This window comes from Enterobacter sp. Ap-867, from assembly GCF_011752855.1.
GTDB lineage: Bacteria > Pseudomonadota > Gammaproteobacteria > Enterobacterales > Enterobacteriaceae > Cedecea.
In genome coordinates this window covers 1178581-1198126 of sequence record NZ_VWWS01000001.1, presented here as the reverse complement: position 1 = coordinate 1198126, position 19546 = coordinate 1178581, and the positions used below count along the sequence as shown (strand labels likewise).

Here is a 19546-nt window from a genome sequence, read left to right as displayed (position 1 = left end):
CTTCTCAAAACAGATCGCTACGGTTTTTAAGCAGGCTTTCAACGTCTTTATCCACTTTGATGTGGATTTCGTGTTCGATTTTGACGTTCATATTGATGGTGATCGGCTCTTTAGGGGCGGCCACTTCAATGCGCGGCGTGCAGCCTGTCAGCATCAGCGCCGCCGATGCCAGCAGCACAGGGGTAAAATAGTTCATTTGGGTTCCTCACAGGCTTCACCGGACTGTGTGCAGCGAGCCGTTGGCAGCGCGGCGTTCTCTTCCAGCCAGGTTTGTAAATTATCGCCAAAGCGCAAACTGCGCCACAGGGTAAACAGGTTTTCCTGATGGGTATAGTTGAGATTGACGGTGTTAGTTTTTCCCTCCACGTGGCTGATGCCGGTCACGCTGGAACGCATCCTGACCACGCCGAGGTTGTCGAGGTCGATTTGTGTCCATGATCGCGAGATCTCCATGTAGCGCAGCCAGTTGATTGCCGCGCCAGCCGCCATGTTGTTGTCCACGATGGCATCCGCCATGTCTTTGTCCATGCGGAAGGTCATTGGGCCAGGGTTGGTCAGCCAGCCGTCTTTGATAATCCACTGCGGGTGATTGAGCCACAGCGGCAGCGCGCCGTTGAAGCGCCCGGACATACTGAACTGTTTAGGGTTGATGGCGGTGACGAGCTGGCTGGAGGAGAGCCCTTGCAGCCGTAAAAGCGCCGCGTCCCGCTGGGGCATGCGCAATTGCTGCATTGAGATCTTGCCGCCCAGCACATCCGCATTGACGTTGGTCAGCAGCAGCGGCTGCTGTTCGCTCCATGGATACCAGCCTTCCAGATCGGCGGTGATGTTTTGTGCCGCTATCTGGTTGCGAATTTCAGCAATGCGCAGCGTGACCGGCCTATGCCTGCCAAAGTGCCAGGTTGAATCGCTAAATCGGAACGGCAGTACAAAATCGACGCCGTTAATCTGGTTATCCGGCATCCACACGCTGCCGCTTTTGACCACGCCGTGGCCCCCGGCTTCAAAGCCCTGCCCGGCCGCCGCGGAGAAGGCCACCTGGGCGTAGAGATTGCCCCCTTTCAAATCCATTTTCCAGTCGGCGGGCAGCAGCGGCTGGAACACGGTGAGCGTCTGTTTTGGCCACCACGCGTTGCCTCTCAGACGCTCCCCGTCCCAGCGTCCGACCACACGCACCGGGCCAATTTTCCCGGCGTGTAAATTGCCTTTGAACAGGAAAGCAGTCGGGTTTTGCCCGTCCACGCTGAATTTAAGCGTCGATGGCGGCAAGGTGCTGCCGCCGCTAAAGGTGGTCGCCCCCGCGTCCAGAGAGAAATCGCCGGTGAAGATCTCTTTTTCTTCGTTCCGCTCCCAGCGCAGCGGGTTGTCCAGGCTAAGACGAGGCTTCGACATCAGCATTGAGCCGTACTGCAGCTTGTCGAAACCGGTGGACAGCGAACTCAGTTCAATGGCGCTGTCACGCCATTCGCCCACGCCGCGAACGTCCCATTTTGCCTGCATCGGCGTAAAGCTGCCTTTGCCCCAGTAGCGCCATTGCCACAGCCCGGCGTCCGGCAGGAAGTCATTGGCTTTCCCGTCCAGATGCAGTTCCACGGCGCCCATTTCATTGTCGTGGGCGCGTAAGATAGCCTGTAGCCTGCCGTCGATGCCTTTACTGGAGACTCGCACGCCCGCCAGCGGCCAGCGCACATCGTCAATATTCAGCGTTTCAATCAGGCGGCCACGGGAACGCAGCAAGGCGCCCGGATGGAACAGCAGCGACGGGTCGGTCAATGCGCCCGTCAGTTCACCGGGCAACGCGGCATAGAAAATAAGCTGGTCCTGCTTCGCCTCTCCGGTGAGCTGTAGCGGCAAAGCGCTGTCGGTCAGGCTGAGTTTTCCTGGGCCGAAGTTAAGCACGGCGTTGCCCTTCCCGGCGTCGCCCTGAGTCAGCACATTCAGCCGCCCGGTGAAAATGGCGTTATCCAGCCCGGCCTGCCAGTTATCCACCTTCAGCGACACTCCGCCGCCCAGCGGGAAACCTTCATAAGGCCAGCGCCACTGCCCGGCGTTAATCTCAAGGGCGTTTTCGCTCAGGCGCCAGGGAATGCTCAGCAGCGGGGCCTCGTCGCCTGATAATTTTTTCACCGTCAGGTTGCCGGCGTTAGTGTGCCAGTTCAGGGCCACGTGCAGCCTGTCCGGCTCCTGCGGAATTTGCACCTGCGTGGCCACTTGCCCATCCGTCGGCAGGCCATCCGGCACCAGCGGGAGCGTTAAGTCACCCACCAGCTCAAGCGGCGGAAGCCCTTCGAATGCCCCGACTTTTAGATCGCTAATTTTCAGGTTTTGCCCTTTAAGCGTGGCGGAAAGCGTGAGCAATTTCCCCTGATAATCCAGCTGTTGCTGCTGCGGGGTCAAAGAGAGATGCAGCGCCCCCGCATACTGCAGCCACGGCGTGACGTTAAGCTGGTCGATAGTCAGCCAGGTGTTCGGCAGCATTTTCTGCCATTCTTCAAGGGTGCGCGGTGCGGCGGGAGCCACATCATCGGCGGGGATCTTGCTGATGCAGTCTGGATTGAGATTCAGTTCCGCGAGGTGAAGCCGCCAGCGGCTCGGATGACTGACGCTTGCATCTTTGAGGCTGGCAAGCTCGCACTCCCCGGCCAGATAACGAAGATCGGGGATAATAATCGCCCCGTTGTGCAGGCGTGGGCTGGCCTCCAGCGCAATACGGGTGCCCTGTGGCAGCCAGATCCCGGCTAGCGTCGGCAGCCAGTACGCCACCGTGAGCAGCAGCGACAGCGGCAGCAGAATCAATGCAAGTATCAGCGCAAGCGCGGCTTTATATTTACCCTTCATGGGTGGTTAATATCCTGATTCAGCGACAATTTAAGCCGAAATATGTCATTATTCTGGCACGATTCAGGCCGGGCGTGAAGGCGGCGGCAATAGTAAGCATAGTCTGCCCGGGAAGTGAAATAGTCACCTGCCGTTAAAATTTCAGTTTATAAATTGTATGATTATTTTAAGCATGATAGTTTTGGAACCAACCCTTTCTGGAGATAAGTCTTATGAAACTTGCGGTTTATAGCACAAAACAGTACGACAAAAAGTATCTGGAGCAGGTTAACCAGGAATATGGCTTTGATCTTGAATTTTTTGACTTCCTGTTGAGCGAAAAAACCGCCAAAACGGCCAACGGCTGCGACGGCGTGTGTATTTTCGTTAATGATGATGGTAGTCGCCCGGTGCTGGAAGAGCTAAAAAAACACGGCGTTAAGTTTATCGCGCTGCGCTGTGCCGGCTTTAACAACGTCGATTTAGACGCGGCGAAAGAGCTTGGTATGCCCGTGGTTCGCGTCCCTGCCTACTCGCCGGAAGCCGTGGCTGAACACGCTATCGGGATGATGATGTGCCTTAATCGTCGCATTCATCGCGCCTACCAGCGCACACGTGACGCCAACTTTTCGCTCGAAGGCTTAACCGGTTTTACCATGCACGGCAAAACGGCAGGCGTGATCGGCACCGGGAAAATCGGCGTTGCCGCGCTGCGGATCCTGAAAGGGTTTGGCCTGCGCCTGCTGGCGTTTGATCCTTATCCGAGCGCAGCGGCGCTGGATTTAGGCGTAGAATATGTCGATCTCGAAACGCTGTTTGCGCAGTCCGACATTATTTCCCTGCACTGCCCGTTGACGCCGGAAAACTATCACCTGCTCAACCACTCCGCCTTTGATCAAATGAAAGACGGCGTGATGGTGATAAACACCAGCCGCGGCGGGCTGATTGATTCCCAGGCCGCCATCGACGCGCTCAAGCACCAGAAAATCGGCGCGCTGGGCATGGATGTGTACGAGAACGAACGCGATCTGTTCTTTGAAGATAAGTCTAACGACGTGATTCAGGACGACGTGTTCCGCCGCCTTTCCGCCTGCCACAACGTGTTGTTTACCGGCCACCAGGCATTTTTGACGGCGGAGGCGCTGACCAGCATTTCCGAAACGACGCTTGAAAACCTGCGTCAGCTGGAAAAAGGCGAGCCTTGCCCGAACCAGTTGAATTGATTTTCCGCCCGCCTCTCGCAGGAGGCGGTTAATTTTAAGAGTATCCTTACTGATTCATGCGCCACATCCTGCGAAAGTGGCGCGCTTTCATTGATGACTGATAAAACTTAGGGAGAAGAAATGAAAAAGTTCGCTTCACTGATGCTGGCAAGCGTAGTGCTGGCAGGTTGCGCCCAGCCGTCAGATTCCGATAAAGGTGCCGTGACCGCACAAGATTTGCAGCACCATCGCTTTGTGCTGGAGAGCGTAGACGGTAAGCCTCTGGACGTGAAAAACAGCAAACGCGCGCCTGAGCTTAGCTTCGGTGAAAACATGCAGATTTATGGTCAGATGTGTAACCGCTTTATGGGCCAGGCAACCCTGGAACACAACACGCTGAAGGCGAAAGGCGTGGGCATGACGATGATGCTTTGCAGCGACCCGCTGTTGAACGACCTGGATCACCGTATCAATGACATGCTGACCAGCGGGGCCAAAGTTTCTCTGGCTAACCAGCAGTTGGTGCTGAAGAGCGGCCAGCATACGCTGACGTACAAACTGGCCGATCTCGTTAATTAATCAGTAGCTTCCACAGGTGCCAGCGGCAAGCGAGTTTTCGTTACAGCGCTTGCCGTTCGGCATGGCACACATGCCAATCGCGCTGCCGTCCAGCTGACGCGCAACGCTCATCGTACCGCCAATCATCGCACAGTTCGCTTCGCCCTGGCTGGACATTGCCGCCCTGAGGCCAGGAGGAACGTGGGCCGCAGTGGCCTGTTGAGGGGGTTCATTACTGCATGCCGATAATAACAGTGCGGCACAACCGGCTAAAAACGCAGCGCGCATGGCTTCTCTCTCCCGTCTGAATATGCAAAACCTTTGCATAATGGCGCATGGTTCCCGCTGCGTCGAGAGCATAAGGCAATAAAATGTGTTGATTTTTGTGGCACAGATCACCTTTCAAGCCAAAACATCAGAGTTTTCTGAGCATCCTTCATTCCTTTTATGATTCAGCGCAGTACGTCCCCAGGTTATTTCACTGTTAATCGTGGATCAATTTGTGCACTCGGCAGGCCCATAACTTCTAATGGCCAGGGTGGACACACTATAATTGAGGAATTACAACGGGGCTCCAGGCTTTCAGGCGAGTCCCTTTATTTTGCGCAATGTAAGGGTGTCTTATGATCACTATCGACGGCAACGGCGCAGTCGCCTCCGTGGCGTTTCGTGCCAGCGAAGTAATTGCCATCTACCCGATTACTCCCAGCTCGACAATGGCGGAACAGGCGGATGCCTGGTCGGGTGACGGCAGGAAGAACGTATGGGGCGATGTCCCTCGCGTAGTCGAGATGCAGTCTGAAGCAGGCGCAATTGGCGCGGTGCACGGGGCGCTGCAAACCGGGGCGCTTTCCACTTCGTTTACGTCATCGCAAGGCTTACTGCTGATGATCCCGACGCTGTACAAGCTTGCGGGCCAGCTGACGCCATTTGTTCTCCACGTTGCCGCGCGCACCGTGGCCACCCACGCGCTTTCCATTTTTGGCGATCATTCTGACGTGATGGCCGTGCGCCAGACCGGCTGCGCCATGCTGTGCGCCAGCAGCGTCCAGGAAGCACAGGACTTCGCACTGATTTCCCATATTGCGACCCTGAAAAGCCGCGTGCCGTTTATTCACTTCTTCGACGGCTTCCGCACCTCGCACGAAATCAACAAAATTGTGCCGCTGGCGGACGATACCCTTCGCGGCCTGCTGCCGCAAAAAGAGATCGATGAACATCGCGCCCGCGCCCTGAACCCGGAGCATCCGGTGATTCGCGGGACGTCGGCCAATCCGGATACGTACTTCCAGTCCCGCGAAGCGACCAACCCGTGGTACAACGCGGTTTACGCGCACGTTGAACAGGCGATGAACGACTTTGCCGCCACCACCGGCCGTAGCTATCGTCCGTTTGAGTATTACGGCCACCCGGAAGCGGAGCGCGTGATTATCGTGATGGGCTCCGCCGTCGGCACCTGTGAAGAAGTTGTCGATGAATTGCTGACCAGGGGCGAAAAAGTCGGCGTGCTGAAAGTGCGCCTGTACCGCCCCTTCTCCGCCGAACATTTGCTGGAAGTTCTGCCGCAAACCGCGCGTCAGGTGGCGGTGCTTGACCGTACTAAAGAGCCGGGGGCCCTTGCTGAGCCGCTGTATCTCGACGTGATGACCGCGCTTGCCGAGGCGGTAAGCCGTGGCGAGCGCGAAACGCTGCCTCGCGTGATTGGGGGCCGCTACGGGTTGTCATCCAAAGAGTTCGGTCCGGAATGCGTCCTGGCTATTTTCAATGAACTTCGCGAAGCCAAACCGCGCCCGCGCTTTACCGTGGGCATTTACGACGATGTGACCAACCTGTCGCTGCCGTTGCCGGAAAATACCCTGCCGAACCGCGCTAAACTCGAAGCGCTGTTTTATGGCCTGGGCAGCGACGGCAGCGTGTCTGCCACCAAAAACAATATCAAAATTATCGGTAACTCCACGCCGTGGTTTACCCAGGGTTATTTCGTTTATGACTCCAAAAAGGCCGGAGGGCTGACGGTTTCTCACCTGCGCGTGAGCGAGCAGCCGATCAACTCCACCTACCTGATTGAGAAAGCCGATTTCGTTGGCTGCCACCAGCTGCAGTTTATCGACAAGTACCAGATGGCCGAGCGCCTGAAGCCCGGCGGTATTTTCCTGCTGAACACGCCTTACGCCGCCGACGAGGTGTGGAGTCGCCTGCCGCAGGAAGTTCAGGCGGTGCTCAATCAGAAGCAGGCTCGCCTGTACGTCATTAACGCGGCGAAGATCGCCCGCGAGTGTCATCTTGGTGCCCGTATCAACACCGTAATGCAGATGGCATTCTTCCACCTGACGCAGATCCTGCCTGGCGACACCGCGCTGGCAGAGCTGCAGGGCGCGATTGCCAAAAGCTACAGCAGTAAAGGGACGGAAATCGTCGAGCGTAACTGGCAGGCGCTGGCGCTGGCTCGTGACTCCCTCGCCGAAGTGCCTCTGCAGGACGTTAACCCGGCAAGCGCGATGCGTCCGCCGGTCGTCTCCGACGCCGCACCTGATTTTGTGAAAACCGTTACCGCCGCGATGCTCGCCGGTCTCGGCGATGCCCTGCCGGTTTCCGCCCTGCCGCCGGACGGGACCTGGCCGATGGGCACGACCCGCTGGGAAAAACGCAACATCGCCGAAGAGATTCCTATCTGGAAGCCGGATATTTGTACCCAGTGCAACCACTGCGTCGCCGCCTGCCCGCATTCGGCTATTCGTGCCAAAGTGGTTCAGCCTGAGGCAATGGAAGGCGCCCCGGAAGCCCTGCAGTCGCTGGACGTGAAGTCCCGGGATATGCGCGGCCAGAAATACGTGCTGCAGGTAGCGCCGGAAGATTGCACCGGCTGTAACCTTTGCGTAGAAGTTTGCCCGGCCAAAGATCGCCAGAACCCGGAAATCAAGGCGATTAATATGCTGTCTCGCCTTGAACACGTTGAAGAAGAGAAAGAGAACTATGACTTCTTCCTCGCGCTGCCGGAAATCGATCGCACCAGCCTGGAGCGTATCGATATCCGTACCTCGCAGCTGCTAACGCCGCTGTTTGAATACTCCGGGGCCTGCTCAGGCTGCGGCGAAACGCCGTACATTAAAATTCTGACCCAGCTGTTCGGCGACCGTATGCTGATCGCTAACGCCACCGGCTGTTCGTCTATTTACGGCGGCAACCTGCCATCCACGCCGTACACCACCGACGCAAACGGCCGCGGGCCAGCCTGGGCTAACTCGCTGTTTGAGGATAACGCCGAATTTGGGCTGGGCTTCCGCCTGACGGTGGATCAGCACCGCGCCCGCGTCATGCGTTTACTGGGCCAGTTTGCCGATAAACTTCCGGCCGAGCTTAATGAGCAGCTTCACGCGGAAGCGACACCGGAAGTCCGCCGTGAACAGGTCGCCGAGCTGCGTAAACATCTGGCGAACATTGACGATGCTGATGCCCGTCAGCTGGTCACCGATGCCGACGCGCTGGTGGAGAAATCTATCTGGCTGATTGGCGGTGACGGCTGGGCCTATGACATCGGTTTCGGTGGCCTCGACCACGTGCTGAGCCTGACCGAAAACGTCAACATTCTGGTGCTGGATACGCAGTGTTACTCCAACACCGGCGGCCAGGCGTCTAAAGCCACGCCGCTGGGCGCCGTCACCAAGTTTGGCGAGCACGGCAAGCGTAAAGCACGTAAAGATCTGGGCGTCAGCATGATGATGTACGGCCATGTGTACGTCGCGCAGATTTCGCTGGGGGCACAGCTGAACCAGACGATGAAGGCCATTCAGGAGGCGGAGGCTTATCCTGGTCCATCGCTGATCATCGCCTACAGCCCTTGCGAAGAGCACGGCTACGATCTGGCGCTGAGCCACGATCAGATGCGCCAGCTGACCGCCACCGGCTTCTGGCCGCTTTATCGCTTCGACCCGCGTAGGGCTGATGAAGGCAAGGTGCCGCTGGCGCTGGATTCCCGTCCACCGTCCGATGCGCTGGCCGACACGTTAATGAAGGAGCAGCGTTTCCGCCGCCTGAACGCCCAGCAGCCGGAAGTCGCCGAGCAGCTGTGGAAAGATGCCGCCGCCGATTTGCAGAAGCGATACGACTTCCTGGCGCAGCTGGCGGGTAAAGCGGAGAAGGTTAGCGAGTAATCGGGGGAATGACCCTCACCCCGGCCCTCTCCCTGGAAGGGAGAGGGGGAAAACATAGATTGGCGTTCTTTTATCCCCTCTCCCCCATGGGGAGAGGGTTAGGGTGAGGGGAAAACACGCCCACCCCGTTTCAGATACCTTCGCCCCTGTGGGGAGAAAGTCAGGCGGAGGAGAAAACGCGTTTACTTCAGCAGGCGAACCTTCACTGATTTACCTTTGATTTTGCCCTGCTGCAGCTGTTTCCACGCGTGACGCGCCACGGACTGGCGCACCGCAACGTAAACATGGATTGGGTGGACGTCGATTTTGCCGATGTCCGCACCTTCCAGCCCCATATCGCCGGTTAACGCCCCCAAAATATCGCCCGGACGCATTTTGGCTTTCTTGCCGCCGTCAATGCACAGCGTCGCCATTTCCGCTTCCAGCGGCTTCACGGAAACGCCGGACGGCACCTGCTGCCATTTCAGCGAAAGATTCAGCATTTCAGCCAGCACGCTCGCGCGCTGCGCTTCTTCCGGGGCGCAGAAGCTGATAGCCAGCCCGCTTTGCCCGGCTCGCGCGGTACGGCCAATGCGGTGAACGTGCACTTCCGGGTCCCACGACAGCTCGTAGTTAATGACCATTTCCAGCGCTTTGATATCCAGCCCACGCGCCGCAACGTCTGTTGCCACCAGCACGCGGCTACTGCCGTTGGCAAAACGCACCAGCGTCTGGTCGCGGTCGCGCTGTTCCATGTCGCCGTGCAGCGCTAACGCACTTTGATGTCGCTCGTTCAGCGCATCGCACACGGCCTGGCAATCTTTTTTGGTGTTGCAGAACACCACGCAGGACGCCGGCTGATGCTTGCTGAGCAGCGCCAGCAGCAGGCCGATTTTGCCCCCGCGGGAGATTTCATAGAACTGCTGTTCAACGGACGGCAGCTCATCAACGGTATCAATTTCGATAGTCTGCGGGTCGCGCTGAATTCGCCCGCTGATAACGGCAATGGCGGCAGGCCAGGTGGCGGAGAAAAGCAGCGTCTGGCGTTTGGCCGGCGCATGGGCAATAACTTCATCGATGGCGTCGGCGAAGCCCATGTCCAGCATACGGTCGGCTTCGTCCAGCACCAGCGTTTGCAGAGCCTCCAGCTTCACCGTTTCTTTTTTCAGGTGATCTAACAGGCGGCCCGGCGTGGCCACGATAATGTGCGGCGCATGCTGTAACGAGTCGCGCTGTACGCCAAACGGCTGGCCACCACACAGGGTTAAAATTTTAATATTTGGCATGTAGCGTGCCAGGCGACGCAGCTCTTTAGCGACCTGGTCGGCCAGTTCGCGGGTTGGGCACAGCACCAGCGACTGGGTTAAAAACTGGCTGGCATCAATGTGCTGCAGCAGGCCAAGGCCAAAAGCTGCGGTTTTGCCGCTGCCGGTTTTGGCCTGAGCACGGACGTCTTTTCCGGCCAGAATGGCGGGCAAGGCCGCTTCCTGAACGGGCGTCATTTCGTGATACCCCAGTTCGCTAAGGTTGGCGAGTTGTGCTTCAGGTAAAGCGTTCAGTACGGAAAAAGCGGTCACAATGGTCATCTCTTAATAATAACGGGCAGGCGCGTATGCTAGCAGATTCGCGTGGTTCAGGCGTGAGTTTATCAATTTTGCTGCGTTAGCGAGTGAAACAGTAAAAACGGTGCCTTTCGCTAAGGCACCGTTTTCCATTGGGAATAATAGCGCTATTCGCTAATCGGCAAATAGCCCTGCCATTCTGGCCTGAAGCGTTCGCCCTGCTCCGCTTTTTCCAGATGGATAAAATAATCCCCCACGCTTTCTAACAGCAGGCAGTCATCGACATCTTTCAGGTTGTCTTTGTGCTGCTGGTAGCTTTCGACCAGCAGGTTGGCAATCGCCTTCTCTTTTGCCTGGGCCGGATTTTCAGCCACGAAGAAATCAAAGTCATGCAGCTCCGCCAGCGTTTTCGGGCTGTAGCCGCCGACGTTCACAAAAAAGAGCTTTGGCGTTTGCTCAACGGGTTTATCGGAAAGACTAATGCGGTAGCCGTCGGCCCAGCGCAGCTTGCCGTACCCGTCGATATGGATTTTATCTTTGTCACCAAACCAGGCCGCCCGCAGCGCGGGCCACGCGTCCTCTGGCTTCTCTGCAGCCACAAACTGGACGTCATGCACTTCGATATTGGATTTTCCGGCATTGCCGCCCACATAAAAGACGTAAAGTTCCATTTGTTCTCCTTATTAATCGCTATATAAAATAATATATAACGATTGATATTTGAATGACTTTCATGTGGTGGGAAGATTGATCGCAAGCAGGAAGACGGATAAAAAAACGATTACTATGCTTGAGCTTTTCGCCCTAAGCTAAATCAGCAGCCAAAGCAGAAGCTTAAACAGACAAGGAGCCAGAATGTTCGAAGATAATGACTATAAGCTGTATGTCATCGTGAACCGCACTGCCGACGTCAGCGTGCAAATGAATGCCGTGGGCCACCTCTGCGGCGGTATTATGCTTAAAGTCGAGGAGCCTGTATTTCATGACTATCCCAACCAGGATAGCGGCTTAAGCGCCTGGATGAACCATTATCCGGTGGTTGTACTTCAGTCTAAAAACAGCAGCCAGTTGGGGACGACGCTGGAGAAATGCAGGGAAGAAGGCGTGCTGTATAACTTCTTTACCACCACCATGCTGTCGCACTCTTCTGAGCAGCAGATCAAAGATACGCGCGACACGCCTTTCGCTGAGCTCGATTTTGTTGGCATCGCGCTGTACGGCGAAACGAAAAAACTCAAACCGCTGACCAAAAAGTTTTCCGTCTTTAAAGGTTAAACATTCCGGGTAATGATGCCTCGCGCAGTTACCCACCTCTTACCCTTCGTCTCCGGCGTAAAAATTGATGATGTCATCTTCAAACCAGCAGCCCACTTTGTAATACATCGCACAGCCAATCAGAAAACTGGCAATGAGTATTAATGCTGTCAACAATCCTTTCACTTCGAAACGCTCTCCCATGATGCTTGCTGTGATATTGACAGGCCGGTTGAAAAAAAGTTCAGCGGCGAAACTATTCTGGCCATAGCACGATCATCACAGACGCTTCGGTCTTTGCGATGGCAATTCTGTCACAACGTTCTGGTTAAACTAGGGTTGCTAATTTTCTGAGCAAACCAGGTGCCATTGTGTCCGATAACCACCTTCATTTCAAAAACGTCAGCGGTTTCTTTTTTCGCGCCGTTCCGGCGGAGTTCCTCAGTAGCGTGCTGTCGCGCACCCGGCCCGATTCCCCAGGGCGTTACCATCGGCCAGGGCAAACAATTCTTTATATGAGCCCGGTACCTGAGTGGGCAAGGCTGGCGGTTGCCGCCCATATGCAAAAAGACGGCAAGCCGCGGCTTCTCGTCCCACTGTATGTCGAAGACGCGCGGGTGCTGGACCAGCGAGATGAATATTCATGCCTGGCTTTAGGCATCAACCGCGATCTGTCTAATCACTGCTGGCTCAGCGCCCTGCAGCAAAATGTCGACCCGCCTTCGTGGCAAAACGCTGACCGGGCTCGCTTCTCCAATGCCGATGGCATTATCGACCGTTCCCGAAGTATTCCCGATGGCTGGCACCTGAATTTATTCCGCTGGAACGAACTTGGCGGCCCACGCGTCACGGTGTGCGGGGAACCGATCGCTGTTCCGCTTCCCGAAAATGTGAATGTGTAACGGCAGCATATTCAGCACACCCACGCCTGCGGTAGATCGGCATAGCGAGTGGTATAGCGCGGCGACAGCATGTCGCGCTTCATCGCCCACGGCTGCTGTATGCCCTGCCCGGCAAAATAGAGCGTGCCTTTGCCCTGCTTTTTATTCAGGAAGTCCAGCACGGTCATCAGTTTTTCGCCGTTAGGGCGTGGAACATGGTTGTCGAATAAATCGAATTGCGCCACGCCCTGACTAAAAAAATCCCCCAGCATCACGCCGGCTTTCTGGTAGCGATGCCCCGCCTGCCAGATAGCGTCCAGGCTCTGCAACGCGGCCTGGATAATATCCCGGCTGTCCTGTGTGGGGATGAGCAGCGAGACGGACGAGCAGTTGCCGTAATAGGGTTCGTTCACGGCAAACGGACTGCTTTTCACAAAGGCAGAGATCACCCGGCAATATTGGTGCTCAGCCCGCAGCTTTTCCGCCGCCCGGCTGGCGTAGCTGCCGATCGCCTGGCGCATAGCCTCATACTCGGTAATGCGTTCTCCGAACGAGCGGCTGCAGATGATCTCCTGTTTGGCGGCGGAGAACTCATCCATTTCAAGGCATGATTCCCCGCGCAATTCGCGCACGGTTCTTTCCAGCACCACGCTGAAATGCCGTCGAATAAAACGAATATCCGCGTCGGCAAGCTGTAAAACCGTTCTGATGCCCATGTCGTCGAGTTTTTTCGACAGCCGCCGCCCCACGCCCCATACTTCGCCCACGGGCAGCTGTGCCATAAGCCAGCGCTGGTGCTTCGGGCGGGATAAATCAACCACGCCACCGGTTCGTTCTTGCCACGTTTTTGCCGCCAGGTTTGCCAGTTTAGCCAGCGTTTTTGTCGGCGCGATGCCCACGCCCACCGTCAGGCGGGTGCGCTGGCGAATGGTCGAACGGATCGTCTGGCCAAAGGCCTTCAGGTTGTAGCAATTGCTCACGCCCGTTAAGTCACAAAATGCCTCGTCAATGGAGTAAATCTCGACCCTGGGCAGCAGCTCTTCAAGCACGCCCATCACCCGCTCGCTCATGTCGGCATACAGCTCGTAGTTGCTGCTAAACGTCAGCACGCCATGCCGCCTGAGCGCCTCTTTCTGTTTAAAAAAAGGCGCCCCCATTTTGACAAAGGGCCGGGCTTCCGCAGAGCGGGCGATGACGCAGCCGTCATTATTGGATAAAACCACCACCGGCTTTCCGGCTAAATCCGGGCGGAATGCCGTTTCGCAGGAGGCGTAGAAGCTGTTGACGTCCACCAGCGCAAACATGTTTAGCCCGCCGCTTTGATGATAAAAGTGACGATGCCAAAAATATCGAGTTCGGCCTCATCGGTGACGGGAATCGGTGCCCAGGCGCTGTTCATCGGCAGTAGCATCACCGTGGGGCGAAGCTGCAGGCGCTTCACGGTGAACGCCCCGTCAATCGCCGCAATCACAATATCGCCCTGTGACGCGGTTCTTGAGCTGTCCACAATCAGCAAGTCCCCTTCGCCAATTCCCCCTTCTACCATGGAATCCCCCGCCGCCTTTACGAAATAGGTCGCGCCGGGATTGCGCACCAGCAGCTTATTAAGATCGATACGTTGCTCAACATAGTCCTGAGCCGGTGACGGAAAGCCGCATTGCACCAGGTCAGCAAAGAGAGGAAAGGAAGCGTCCGGGCAACAGGCCGCAGGTTTGAGAAGATTCATGATACCGCCAATACAAATACTGTTTAAATATACAGTATCAGGTAAAAAAGACACTTCAAGTAAGAAAACACGTACTTTTGCTAAGCCCTTCGTTTTGCAAACGAAAAAATTCGAGCATGCTGGCAGAAACCACAAAAGCCTTCAGGTGTAATGGGCATAAGCATAATGATATGGTCGATTGCAGGCCCGTTACCCAACAAAAGGACGCGTGATGACACAGCCAGTGAGTCAGGATTTGCTTAGCCAGCTCGAAACCCCGGAAGATGCCGCGGCGCTAAGCTGGGTGGAAAAACAAAATAAGCGCACCACGGACAGGTTTGCCACGGGAGAGCGCTTCCAGCAGATGCGGGGCGCGATCCTGCAGTCGCTGGACGATAAAACCAACATTCCCTGGGGGAGCCACTACCGCAACGAGGTGTATAACTTCTGGCAGGATGACGAACACCCACGCGGTATCTGGCGTCGCACCACTGAAAGCTCTTACTTTACCGCTGCACCAGAATGGGAAACGGTGCTGGATGTCGATCGCCTGAACGAAGAGGAAGGCGCGAACTGGAGCTATCACGGCGCCGATCTTCTCCACCCGGACTATTCCCGGGCGCTGATCTTTTTATCCAGCGGCGGCGATGCCTGTGAAATTCGTGAATTTGATCTGGTAAATAAAACGTTTATCCCCGAGGGCTTTTTCCTGCCGGAAAGCAAAAGTTCGGTCAGTTGGCTGGATGAAAACACGCTGCTGCTGGCGCTCGATGCAGGGGATGATACGCTCACCACCTCCGGCTATCCACGCCGTGTCTATCGCTGGACTCGAGGGACATCACCGCAGGATGCACCGCTGATCTACGCAGGTGAAGCAACGGATATGGCCGTTTCCGCCTGGCATGATGATACCCCCGGTTTTGAGCGGGATGTGGTGCACTGCAGCAAAGACTTTTACCACGGGCAAACCTGGCTTTTGACCGGCCACAACACCCTGACGCTTATCGCCATTCCGGAAGATGCCTCCTGCGGATTTTTCAAAGACTGGCTGCTGGTGACGCTTAATTCCGACTGGACAATCGCTGAAACAACCTGGCCTGCAGGCGCTCTGCTGGCTATTGATTTAGCTGATTTTCAGCGAGGTGAGCGCAATTTCATTTCGCTCTTCACGCCAAATTCGCGCACGACGCTGCAAGGCTACAGCTCAACCCGCGATTACCTTCTGCTGAACCTGAGCCAGGACGCCGTTGAGAAGGTCGAAGTTGTGAAAATCGACGGCGGCCAGCGGCACTGCATAAAAACGCTTGAGCTGCCCGATTTCACCAACGTTTCCGCCGGCGGCATCGACGATGAAAGTAACCGCTACCGGCTGGTCAGCCACGGTTTCCTGCAGCCCCACAGTCTCAGCTATGGCGATCTGGACGACGACACGCTAAGCCTCGTGAAACAGGATCCAACCTGCTTTGACGCGGGAGAATTTAGCGTGACCCAGCACTTTGCCCTTTCACTGGATGGCACCCGCGTCCCCTACTTCCAGGTGGCCGCCAAAGCACTGGCGCTGTCCGGTGATAATCCGACGCTGCTGTACGGTTACGGTGGATTTGAGGTTTCTTTAACACCTCATTACCTGGACTCAAAAGGCGCGACGTGGCTGCAAAAAGGCGGGGTTTACGTCGTCGCGAATATTCGGGGGGGCGGTGAATACGGCCCCGGCTGGCACCAGGCTGCGCTCAAACAGCATCGTCATCGTGCCTGGGAAGATTTTACCGCTGTCGCAAGCGATCTGGCGGCGCGGAAAGTGACCTGTGCCGCGAAGCTTGCCGCTCAGGGTGGGAGCAACGGCGGCCTGTTGATCGGTAATATGCTCACCGACTACCCAGAATTATTTGGCGCGCTGGTGTGCGAAGTCCCGCTGCTGGATATGCTGAATTATCCCCGCTGGCTCGCGGGAGCCTCCTGGATTGCCGAGTATGGCGACCCGGACATTGCCGAAGAACGAGAGTGGCTGCAGCGTTATTCTCCGTTCGACAAAGTGTCCGCCGATGTGGATTATCCCCCCACGCTGTTCACCACCGGCACCCAGGATGACAGGGTTAGCCCGGCCCACGCGCGTCGGATGGTGGCGCGGATGCAGCAACAAGGGCACGAGAACGTCTGGCTGTATGAGGAAACGGATGCCGGCCACGGCAGCGCGCCGGAAAATAGCCAGACGGCGGCCCACCAGGCCATGATCGAAGAGTTTCTCTGGCAGATGCTGACCGGGAAATAAGCGCGGGCGGTGCGTCAAAGACGCGCCGCCTCATCATTAGCGCACCTAATGCAACAGCATATTTTTTAATTTTTATTTATCACTCAAACGCTATTTAATTCGTCCTCACTCAATGAAAAGGAGACGGATAAATGGCTGGCGAGAATAACCTGGCAATACTACTGAGTAATGCTGCCCCGGAGCTTAACCCGGGTAAATATGTTTTTTGCACTTTAGCCTCACCTTCTGCGGAATTAAAAGATGCCGCCATTGTGACCGCCCGCGAGGCTGAAGGCGTCACGCTGGTCCTGCCTCAGGATCTGGCGGATAAACATGCCGTAAGCTATGACTACGTCGCCAGTTGGATCACCCTGAAGATTCACTCATCCCTCGCCGCCGTTGGCCTTACCGCCGCATTTTCACGCGCGCTGGCGAAAAAAGGTATCAGCTGTAACGTGGTGGCTGGGTATTATCACGACCATATTTTCGTGGCCCATAAAGATACCGAGTCGGCGATGGCGGCCTTGTCATCTTTGGCATCCGAGGCATAAGCGGGGAAATAAGAAGGGGAAGCTTTCGGCCTCCCCCTGATAACAGCGCTATCAGCTGCGGATAAATTTCAGGATATCCGCATTGATGGTATCGGCATGCGTGGTATGCATCCCGTGAGGATAGCCGGGGTAGATGTGCAGCGTGCTATTGCTGAGCAGTTTATCCTGCAGAATAGCCGCATTTTTGTACGGCACAACCTGGTCGTCATCGCCCTGCAGAACCAGAACCGGCACGGTGATGGCTTTCAGATCGTCGGTCTGGTCGGTTTCTGAAAACGCTTTGATCCCTTCATAGTGGGCCTTCGCGCTGCCGGCCATGCCCTGCCGCCACCAGTTCCGAACACTCCCCTCAGAAACATCGGCGCCCTGGCGGTTAAAGCCGTAGAACGGGCCTGAGGCAACATCAAGGTAAAACTGCGCACGATTTGCCGCCAGCGCCTTACGGAAGCCGTCAAACACCTCGAGCGGCGTTCCGCCCGGATTACTCGCCGTTTTCACCATCAGCGGCGGCACGGCACTGACTAAAACGGCTTTCGCAACGCGCCCCTGAGGCTGCCCGTATTGGGCGACATAGCGAGCCACTTGCCCACCGCCGGTTGAGTGGCCGACGTGCACGGCATTTTTAAGATCCAGATGTTCCACCACCACCGAGGCATCTGCCGCATAATGATCCATATCGTGCCCATCGCTGACCTGGTCAGAACGGCCATGCCCGCGTCTGTCGAACGCGATAACCCGGAAGCCTTCGCCTAAGAAAAACAGCATCTGGTTATCCCAGTCATCGGCGCTGAGCGGCCAGCCGTGATGAAAAACAATCGGTTGTGCCGTTTTCGGCCCCCAGTCTTTATAAAAGATATTGACGCCATCTTTCGTCTTTACGAATGTCATAAACCTCACTCCTTGTTGCTATGAATGTTCGGTAACCTGGTAAAGCATAGTCGATGGACGTGGCGTGACCGTAAATCCTGCTGGCATTCGCCGCCGCAATCCGTACCCTACGCGCCGGCATGACACGCCGTGCGTGTTGGATTCAGAGCCAGAGACTTTCATGGCCACTCAAAAAGAACAATACAACCTGATTTAGCACTGCATTGATTTTGGGCCAGGGTCAAAAACCCGGAAATCTCAAAAAGTGCGTGGAACTAAAACGGGTGTACTTACATAAAGACGAACAAAAACCGTATGACAACGTGTCGAGCATTGGTGACCGTCGGGGCGCAGCTGTAAAACGTGCTGGAATTCGCCGCCGGAATCCGTACCATACACGCCACACTTACGCATGCTGGCTGTTATCTGCAGGTGCGAACCCCTCATTTATTGCAAATCAGATGGGGCATGAAAACGCGCAGATGGTTTATGAAGTCTATGCTGCATGGATTGAAGAACTGAGCGGCAACCAGGTGAATAGGCTTCACAGTAAGCTGGCGCTTTGAAAAAGTTTGCCCCTTATATGCCCCTTTTGGTTTCAGAGACAGTAAATAATGCAATTGAATCAAGAAGCTACAAAAAAAGAACAGTACAACCTGAACAAGTTACAAAAACGCCTGCGCCGTAACGTGGGTGAAGCGATTGCCGATTACAACATGATTGAAGACGGCGACCGCATTATGGTTTGCCTTTCCGGCGGCAAAGACAGCTACACCATGCTGGAAATCCTGCGTAACCTGCAGCAAAGCGCGCCAATCAGCTTTAGTCTCGTGGCGGTAAATCTCGACCAGAAACAGCCGGGGTTCCCTGAGCACGTGCTGCCTGCCTACCTGGAAAGCATCGGCGTTGAATACAAGATTGTGGAAGAGAACACCTACGGCATCGTGAAAGAAAAGATCCCGGAAGGCAAAACCACCTGTTCTCTGTGTTCGCGCCTGCGTCGCGGCATTCTTTACCGCACCGCCACCGAGCTGGGCTGTACCAAAATCGCCCTGGGCCACCATCGCGACGATATTCTGCAAACGCTGTTCCTGAACATGTTCTATGGCGGCAAGATGAAGGGCATGCCACCGAAGCTGATGAGCGACGACGGAAAACATATTGTTATCCGCCCGCTGGCCTACTGCCGCGAGAAAGACATTGAGCGTTTTGCCATCGCCCGCGAATACCCAATTATTCCGTGCAACCTGTGCGGCTCGCAGCCAAACCTGCAGCGCCAGGTGATTGCCGACATGCTGCGCGACTGGGATAAACGCTATCCGGGCCGCATTGAGACGATGTTCAGCGCGATGCAGAACGTGGTGCCATCACATCTCTGCGATACCGAGCTGTTTGATTTTGCAGGCATTACCCACGGTGCAGAAGTGGTGAACGGGGGCGACCTGGCGTTCGATCGCGAAGAGATCCCTATGCAGCCCGTCGGCTGGCAGCCGGAAGAAGACAGCGCTGACGCCCCGCTGCAGCGCCTGGATATTCTGGAAATTAAATAATCCCCATTCCCTCTCCGCCCGGAGAGGGAAAACTTCAATGGTGTGTCGGAGGGTCGATTATCGGCCTTGGATCCGGGTCGGTCGGCGGATCGGGTATGGGCTGTGGCCGCGGAAGCGGGTCGGGTACCGGCACGGGTTCGGTGGGGAAAGCCGGGTCGCTCATCATCAGGCTGTTGCGATACAGCATCGTCATCTCCTGCGTGGGTGAATCGCCCTTTAAA

At 56.1% G+C, this 19546-nt stretch carries 18 protein-coding genes and 1 pseudogene; 9 read left to right on the top strand and 10 right to left on the bottom strand.

The annotated features are described in order from the left end of the window. Window positions 1-4: 4 nt before the first annotated feature. Both F3J26_RS05710 and F3J26_RS05705 read right to left on the bottom strand, forming a co-directional pair. The gene (locus tag F3J26_RS05710; RefSeq protein WP_008461390.1) at window positions 5-196 is read right to left on the bottom strand and encodes a YnbE family lipoprotein; all 192 of its coding nucleotides are present in this window, start codon (window positions 194-196) and stop codon (window positions 5-7) included. Further along, window positions 193-2838: a YdbH family protein gene (locus F3J26_RS05705; protein WP_166992153.1), complete on the bottom strand. Its 2646-nt coding sequence runs from the start codon at window positions 2836-2838 to the stop codon at window positions 193-195. Before F3J26_RS05705 ends, F3J26_RS05710 begins: the two co-directional genes overlap by 4 nt. A gap of 212 nt (window positions 2839-3050) precedes the next feature. Between F3J26_RS05705 and F3J26_RS05700 the strand changes: the two genes are divergently transcribed. Beyond that, on the top strand, window positions 3051-4040 hold the full coding sequence (locus tag F3J26_RS05700) for a 2-hydroxyacid dehydrogenase (RefSeq protein ID WP_008461388.1): 990 nt from the start codon (window positions 3051-3053) through the stop codon (window positions 4038-4040). 120 nt (window positions 4041-4160) lie between these two features. After that, window positions 4161-4598, top strand: a complete 438-nt coding sequence (gene hslJ, locus F3J26_RS05695) for a heat shock protein HslJ (protein WP_008461387.1) — start codon at window positions 4161-4163, stop codon at window positions 4596-4598. Here hslJ and F3J26_RS05690 read toward each other — a convergent pair whose 3' ends face one another. Beyond that, the gene (locus tag F3J26_RS05690) at window positions 4599-4865 is read right to left on the bottom strand and encodes a putative hemolysin (protein WP_008461385.1); all 267 of its coding nucleotides are present in this window, start codon (window positions 4863-4865) and stop codon (window positions 4599-4601) included. A gap of 335 nt (window positions 4866-5200) precedes the next feature. On the opposite strand from F3J26_RS05690, the gene nifJ reads away from it, so the two are divergent. Beyond that, window positions 5201-8728 carry a pyruvate:ferredoxin (flavodoxin) oxidoreductase gene (nifJ, locus tag F3J26_RS05685; protein ID WP_166992150.1) on the top strand — a complete coding sequence of 1176 codons (3528 nt, stop codon included), beginning with the start codon at window positions 5201-5203 and terminating at the stop codon, window positions 8726-8728. 182 nt (window positions 8729-8910) lie between these two features. Here the strand turns inward: nifJ and dbpA are convergent, their stop codons facing one another. Beyond that, entirely contained in the window at window positions 8911-10284 is a 1374-nt protein-coding gene (gene dbpA / locus F3J26_RS05680; RefSeq protein WP_166992959.1) for an ATP-dependent RNA helicase DbpA, read from the bottom strand. A 152-nt stretch (window positions 10285-10436) separates the two neighbouring features. Further along, window positions 10437-10940 carry a DUF1543 domain-containing protein gene (locus F3J26_RS05675; RefSeq protein WP_008461379.1) on the bottom strand — a complete coding sequence of 168 codons (504 nt, stop codon included), beginning with the start codon at window positions 10938-10940 and terminating at the stop codon, window positions 10437-10439. A 184-nt stretch (window positions 10941-11124) separates the two neighbouring features. Here F3J26_RS05675 and F3J26_RS05670 point away from each other — a divergent pair, with 184 nt between their 5' ends. Continuing rightward, window positions 11125-11544: a DUF2000 family protein gene (locus F3J26_RS05670; RefSeq protein WP_166992146.1), complete on the top strand. Its 420-nt coding sequence runs from the start codon at window positions 11125-11127 to the stop codon at window positions 11542-11544. Window positions 11545-11583: 39 nt separating this feature from the next. Here the strand turns inward: F3J26_RS05670 and F3J26_RS05665 are convergent, their stop codons facing one another. Beyond that, on the bottom strand, window positions 11584-11727 hold the full coding sequence (locus tag F3J26_RS05665; protein WP_156107034.1) for a hypothetical protein: 144 nt from the start codon (window positions 11725-11727) through the stop codon (window positions 11584-11586). Window positions 11728-11894: 167 nt separating this feature from the next. Between F3J26_RS05665 and F3J26_RS05660 the strand changes: the two genes are divergently transcribed. Beyond that, entirely contained in the window at window positions 11895-12425 is a 531-nt protein-coding gene (locus F3J26_RS05660; RefSeq protein ID WP_008461375.1) for an RES family NAD+ phosphorylase, read from the top strand. A gap of 11 nt (window positions 12426-12436) precedes the next feature. On the opposite strand, the gene umuC is transcribed toward F3J26_RS05660, so the two are convergent. Further along, window positions 12437-13708, bottom strand: a complete 1272-nt coding sequence (umuC, locus tag F3J26_RS05655) for a translesion error-prone DNA polymerase V subunit UmuC (protein ID WP_166992143.1) — start codon at window positions 13706-13708, stop codon at window positions 12437-12439. 2 nt (window positions 13709-13710) lie between these two features. Further along, window positions 13711-14130, bottom strand: a complete 420-nt coding sequence (umuD, locus tag F3J26_RS05650; protein ID WP_039293957.1) for a translesion error-prone DNA polymerase V autoproteolytic subunit — start codon at window positions 14128-14130, stop codon at window positions 13711-13713. 211 nt (window positions 14131-14341) lie between these two features. Here umuD and F3J26_RS05645 point away from each other — a divergent pair, with 211 nt between their 5' ends. Both F3J26_RS05645 and F3J26_RS05640 read left to right on the top strand, forming a co-directional pair. Further along, entirely contained in the window at window positions 14342-16378 is a 2037-nt protein-coding gene (locus F3J26_RS05645; RefSeq protein ID WP_166992140.1) for a prolyl oligopeptidase family serine peptidase, read from the top strand. Window positions 16379-16509: 131 nt separating this feature from the next. Further along, on the top strand, window positions 16510-16908 hold the full coding sequence (locus F3J26_RS05640) for an ACT domain-containing protein (RefSeq protein WP_166992137.1): 399 nt from the start codon (window positions 16510-16512) through the stop codon (window positions 16906-16908). A 51-nt stretch (window positions 16909-16959) separates the two neighbouring features. On the opposite strand, the gene F3J26_RS05635 is transcribed toward F3J26_RS05640, so the two are convergent. Beyond that, window positions 16960-17796 (bottom strand): alpha/beta fold hydrolase, encoded by an 837-nt coding sequence (locus F3J26_RS05635; RefSeq protein WP_166992134.1) that lies wholly within the window; start codon window positions 17794-17796, stop codon window positions 16960-16962. A 281-nt stretch (window positions 17797-18077) separates the two neighbouring features. On the opposite strand from F3J26_RS05635, the pseudogene F3J26_RS05630 reads away from it, so the two are divergent. Both F3J26_RS05630 and ttcA read left to right on the top strand, forming a co-directional pair. Next, window positions 18078-18341: pseudogene (locus tag F3J26_RS05630) on the top strand (tyrosine-type recombinase/integrase); the annotation flags it as partial. Window positions 18342-18389: 48 nt separating this feature from the next. Continuing rightward, window positions 18390-19325, top strand: a complete 936-nt coding sequence (ttcA, locus tag F3J26_RS05625; protein ID WP_008461368.1) for a tRNA 2-thiocytidine(32) synthetase TtcA — start codon at window positions 18390-18392, stop codon at window positions 19323-19325. Between the two features lie 34 nt (window positions 19326-19359). Here ttcA and ynaL read toward each other — a convergent pair whose 3' ends face one another. After that, window positions 19360-19518 (bottom strand): proline-rich small protein YnaL, encoded by a 159-nt coding sequence (ynaL, locus tag F3J26_RS22835; RefSeq protein ID WP_269320697.1) that lies wholly within the window; start codon window positions 19516-19518, stop codon window positions 19360-19362. Between the last annotated feature and the right edge of the window lie 28 nt (window positions 19519-19546).

Coding starts and splice junctions, on each gene's coding strand:
- F3J26_RS05690 (WP_008461385.1), bottom strand. CDS start 4,865: ATGCGCGCTGCGTTTTTAGCCGGTTGTGCCGCACTGTTATTATCGGCA.
- F3J26_RS05670 (WP_166992146.1), top strand. CDS start 11,125: ATGTTCGAAGATAATGACTATAAGCTGTATGTCATCGTGAACCGCACT.
- ynaL (WP_269320697.1), bottom strand. CDS start 19,518: ATGACGATGCTGTATCGCAACAGCCTGATGATGAGCGACCCGGCTTTC.
- F3J26_RS05710 (WP_008461390.1), bottom strand. CDS start 196: ATGAACTATTTTACCCCTGTGCTGCTGGCATCGGCGGCGCTGATGCTG.
- F3J26_RS05645 (WP_166992140.1), top strand. CDS start 14,342: ATGACACAGCCAGTGAGTCAGGATTTGCTTAGCCAGCTCGAAACCCCG.
- F3J26_RS05675 (WP_008461379.1), bottom strand. CDS start 10,940: ATGGAACTTTACGTCTTTTATGTGGGCGGCAATGCCGGAAAATCCAAT.
- ttcA (WP_008461368.1), top strand. CDS start 18,390: ATGCAATTGAATCAAGAAGCTACAAAAAAAGAACAGTACAACCTGAAC.
- F3J26_RS05700 (WP_008461388.1), top strand. CDS start 3,051: ATGAAACTTGCGGTTTATAGCACAAAACAGTACGACAAAAAGTATCTG.
- F3J26_RS05640 (WP_166992137.1), top strand. CDS start 16,510: ATGGCTGGCGAGAATAACCTGGCAATACTACTGAGTAATGCTGCCCCG.
- umuC (WP_166992143.1), bottom strand. CDS start 13,708: ATGTTTGCGCTGGTGGACGTCAACAGCTTCTACGCCTCCTGCGAAACG.
- hslJ (WP_008461387.1), top strand. CDS start 4,161: ATGAAAAAGTTCGCTTCACTGATGCTGGCAAGCGTAGTGCTGGCAGGT.
- F3J26_RS05635 (WP_166992134.1), bottom strand. CDS start 17,796: ATGACATTCGTAAAGACGAAAGATGGCGTCAATATCTTTTATAAAGAC.
- umuD (WP_039293957.1), bottom strand. CDS start 14,130: ATGAATCTTCTCAAACCTGCGGCCTGTTGCCCGGACGCTTCCTTTCCT.
- F3J26_RS05705 (WP_166992153.1), bottom strand. CDS start 2,838: ATGAAGGGTAAATATAAAGCCGCGCTTGCGCTGATACTTGCATTGATT.
- F3J26_RS05665 (WP_156107034.1), bottom strand. CDS start 11,727: ATGGGAGAGCGTTTCGAAGTGAAAGGATTGTTGACAGCATTAATACTC.
- nifJ (WP_166992150.1), top strand. CDS start 5,201: ATGATCACTATCGACGGCAACGGCGCAGTCGCCTCCGTGGCGTTTCGT.